We start from the raw sequence: 3,775 nt of genomic DNA on the forward strand, positions 1-3,775 counted from the left end.
ATATTATTTAAGAGAATTTTTTTCTCATCTAAAAGATAGTTTAAATATCTATTTATAGTTTTTGTAGCTATTCCTGTCAAATGAAAAATCTCTTCCACAGTGAGATATTCATCTCTATCCTCTAAACACTCTAAAATTATATTCAATGTGTTTCTATCTATCCCTTTAGGTAAAACTCTTTCACTCTTTACACTTTTCCTATTATTCACATGCACATTTACTCTTGAGAAAAGATCCAACATTTTTATGGGTTTAATAGCAAAATCATTTGCTCCCGCTTGAAAAAAACTCTCAGCTACCATCTCTTCCCCTTCAACTGTTAGAGCTATTATTGGAACCTCTTTATCCAAAAGTCTTAACATCTTCGTTCCGATAGCTCCATTTACATATGGCATATTATAGTCTATTAAAATTATATCAAAACTATTACCTTTTATCAGTTCTAAAGCTTTTTCTACACTATTTGCAATTTCTACACTCCACTCCTTATATTTAAAAAACTCAGATATTGCAAAACATATATCCTCTGAGTCATCAATTATTAATATCCTATTTTTCATATCCATCCCCCTTTAGAATGATATAAGCTTTTGTACCACCCTTCTCTTTTTTCGCAAAGTATATTTTCCCATTTATCTCTTTTAAAGTTGTTATAACAAAGGCTAATCCTTTGCCATAGGAGTTTTTTGTAGATACTCCCTCCTTTATGAGATTTTTTATATTATCGATATCTATTCCATCTCCATAGTCCTCTATTTGTATGATTAAATACTCCTTATAATTTTTAAGTATTATATTTATAGTAGAGGAGTTTGCTTCCCAAGAGTTTACAATAAGATTTATCATCACTCTAGAGAGTAAAACTCTGTTACTCATTATCTTATATCCCTCTCTTAGATAGCTTTTACAAGTTATTCCTTCAATATTTTTATGAACAGATAAAAATGAAAATATAAATTTCATTATATCCTCAACAACTATTGGACTTTCAGATTTCGCAGAGAGTATCTCTTCAATCATAATATTTGTTTTTTCTATTGAATCCTCCATTTTTTTCAAATAGAGTTTTTTTCTTTCATTATCCTCTTGAAGTGCAAGAGTTTCTAATAATATTCCAACAGAAAAAATAGGTGTTTTTAAATCATGTACTAAAAGTTGAACCTCTTTTAAATATCTATTTTCCACTTCTGAGCTAAATCTTGCTATTCTTTCCTCCTGACCTTTAAAAAAATGTAACAATAGAATTGAAAATAGAGTGAAAAAACTAAAAAAGCTTATACAGATTATAGTTACAATCAAGTCTGCTTCCATAAAACTTATCGCTTTATTGAGATCCGCCGTAATCTCTCCCACTCCTAGGAAGTTAAAAAATCTACTCATATCTAACCATTGTAACCCTATAACAAAGGATAAAAAGACTAGGTATTTTTCTAAATAACCCACGTTTTTTAAATCAAACTTTATATAGTAGCAAAACCACAATATTCCTAAAACACTTGTTTTCCCCACAGGGAGCTCAATATTATAAAAAAGCCTTATTAAGCTATAAGCTACTGGTATTATTGGAAGTATTAAAAGTATTTTTTCAAATGTTCTTTTTTTCCCTTTTATCACTATCTCAATAGAATCAAAGAGTAAAAAAATGGCTATATACATTGGTATTGATCTAAGCGTATTAAGAGTAACTAATTTTAACATCCCAATTAATAGGCACTCTTTATCCCACATATCCAGTGCCATATCTATTGAGTCATAGATTTTAAAATTTTGATGAGTTAAAAATACTGGTAATATCATTCCAAAAAAAAGTATTAAAAAAACCAGTTTTATTTTTCTTTTTTCCACTCTAATATCCATATATCCACCCCGCTTATAATACCTTATTATATCATTTTTTTTATTAATAGAACATTTTAAATTTATATAAATAAAAAATTGCAGATTTCACCCTGCAATTTTTAACTTCTATCCCACTTTATTCTTCATTTACAGTAATCCTAGCATTCCCCAATACGGAACACAGATAACAAGTAGAAAAATTATACTCAATATCATCTTCAGTATATATATCTTTACAAACTCTTTTAAACTCATAACTCCATAACTAAACATCATTAGAGGTAAAACATATTCATATGGAAATATAATCTGTTCCAGTCCAACAGCATAGGAGTTTAGTATCACTGTGGGAGATATTCCATTTTCAATGGCGGTCTCTACTAAAGGTTGAGTCAGTGCACTGGCAGCAGCTAATGGTGTCAGTAGAAAATTGACAATAACTCCTATTACCCAACTCATTGAAACTATTGTAAAACTGCTTCCCTTTAAATATACAGTTAAAATTCTTCCAATAAATGCTCCAGTTCCAGTAGCCATTGATACGGCACCTATAGTCATTGCTCCTGTCATCAATATTATCATAGGCATATTTACACTTTTTAAATCCTTATCTTCAGCTACATCTATACCTGGAAGGTAAAAGCAGAAAGCTCCTATGGCAAAAACCCATCCTGCAGATATTTCATGAATACTACTTGTGCATAAAATAGCTACCATAATAGCCAATACCAATATAACTTTTTTCTCCCGAATACTCATCTTTCCAAGTTTTGAATGCTCCTTATCAAAATATTCCTTCGTTTTAAAATGATTCTCTTTTTTAAAAATACTTGCATCCCCTCTATAAAAAAATATGATTGCTACAATATAGACAGCTGACAATAAAAATGTCATCAATCCCATCTCTATCATATACTCCATCCATGTTAAATGAACATTAAAATTTTTTGCAATTGAATATGAAATTAGATTTATTCCATCTACAATCGTATAAGGAGTCAAAGCCATAAATGAACTAGCCGCCATTATAGCTACAGCTTCTTTAGAGTTTTTCTTTAAATTTAAAGCTGTTATTATACCGAAAGCCAATGGTAAAAATAAAGTAGTTCTTGCTGCTGTACTAGGTATGATTACGCATAATATTAAACCAACAATTAGAAATCCTAAAGGTATCCCTCTATAAGTTCCACCTGCAATCTTTATGGCTGTTATAGCCATTCTTTTCATAAGTCCAGTTCTTTCAAAGACACTAGATATAACCATACCCCCTATAAATAACCACGGCATCTCTGTTGTCCACGGTGAAAAAGCTTGAGCTGGGGTTGCTAGTCCAAAACTGATGTAGATTATTGGCAAAATTAACGCTGGTGCAGCTAGAGGCATCAGTTCAAAGGCCCAGACCATTATTATTAAAATTGTAATCATAAAAAAAGTTCTAATATTTGTTGTATAGTTTTCATTAACTTGCATAAGCATAGGAGTAAACATCATCGCTCATGATGTTGCCTTGCCATCCATCTTGGAGTTTCACCCTCATCTTCTATATACTCATCAAATTTCCAAACTATGTTTCCATCCCAATCTAGTTCAACTAAATCAGTTTGATCTTGCATTCCAAATTTAGGACTTCTCTCCCCTCTACTTCCCAGTATGTGTCCATTGGGAAAAACTTTATTTGGAAATCCTTGTAATCCTTCCCATAATCGAACTTCACGCCCATTCATATCAATTAACATTGCTCCCAAACCAATTAAATTAAATACTGTATAACCGCTCCATGCTTTTTCTGGATTATAAATTGTTGCTCCTGTTGGATAAATCGTAGGATGACCCATTAAAAAACCTCCACATCTATATTTTATTTTTAACTCTCTCGTTAAAATTTATTTTTTATTTACTTTTGTCTTTGCTTTTTTAACCTTTACTATCCCTATTT

Annotated in this window: 4 protein-coding genes; all 4 read right to left on the minus strand. The window is 30.8% G+C overall.

The genetic code is table 11. The annotated features are described in order from the left end of the window. Positions 1-560, minus strand: a 560-nt coding sequence (locus ACMOUI_RS01030) for a response regulator (RefSeq protein ID WP_418963888.1), incomplete at its 3' end; no start/stop codon positions are given. After that, positions 550-1,857: a sensor histidine kinase gene (locus ACMOUI_RS01035; RefSeq protein WP_418963889.1), complete on the minus strand. Its 1,308-nt coding sequence runs from the start codon at positions 1,855-1,857 to the stop codon at positions 550-552. The genes ACMOUI_RS01035 and ACMOUI_RS01030, both read right to left, overlap by 11 nt. 129 nt (positions 1,858-1,986) lie before the next feature. Further along, positions 1,987-3,315 (minus strand): SLC13 family permease, encoded by a 1,329-nt coding sequence (locus ACMOUI_RS01040; protein ID WP_418963890.1) that lies wholly within the window; start codon positions 3,313-3,315, stop codon positions 1,987-1,989. An 11-nt stretch (positions 3,316-3,326) separates the two neighbouring features. Further along, positions 3,327-3,674, minus strand: a complete 348-nt coding sequence (locus ACMOUI_RS01045) for a hypothetical protein (protein WP_418963891.1) — start codon at positions 3,672-3,674, stop codon at positions 3,327-3,329. Positions 3,675-3,775 lie beyond the last annotated feature (101 nt).

The organism is Cetobacterium sp. (assembly GCF_048470075.1).
Lineage (GTDB): Bacteria > Fusobacteriota > Fusobacteriia > Fusobacteriales > Fusobacteriaceae > Cetobacterium_A.

What these genes read in the sequence shown, in the direction of transcription:
- ACMOUI_RS01045 (WP_418963891.1), bottom strand. Translation starts at nt 3,674, where the DNA reads ATGGGTCATCCTACGATTTATCCAACAGGAGCAACAATTTATAATCCA.
- ACMOUI_RS01040 (WP_418963890.1), bottom strand. Translation starts at nt 3,315, where the DNA reads ATGCTTATGCAAGTTAATGAAAACTATACAACAAATATTAGAACTTTT.
- ACMOUI_RS01035 (WP_418963889.1), bottom strand. Translation starts at nt 1,857, where the DNA reads ATGGATATTAGAGTGGAAAAAAGAAAAATAAAACTGGTTTTTTTAATA.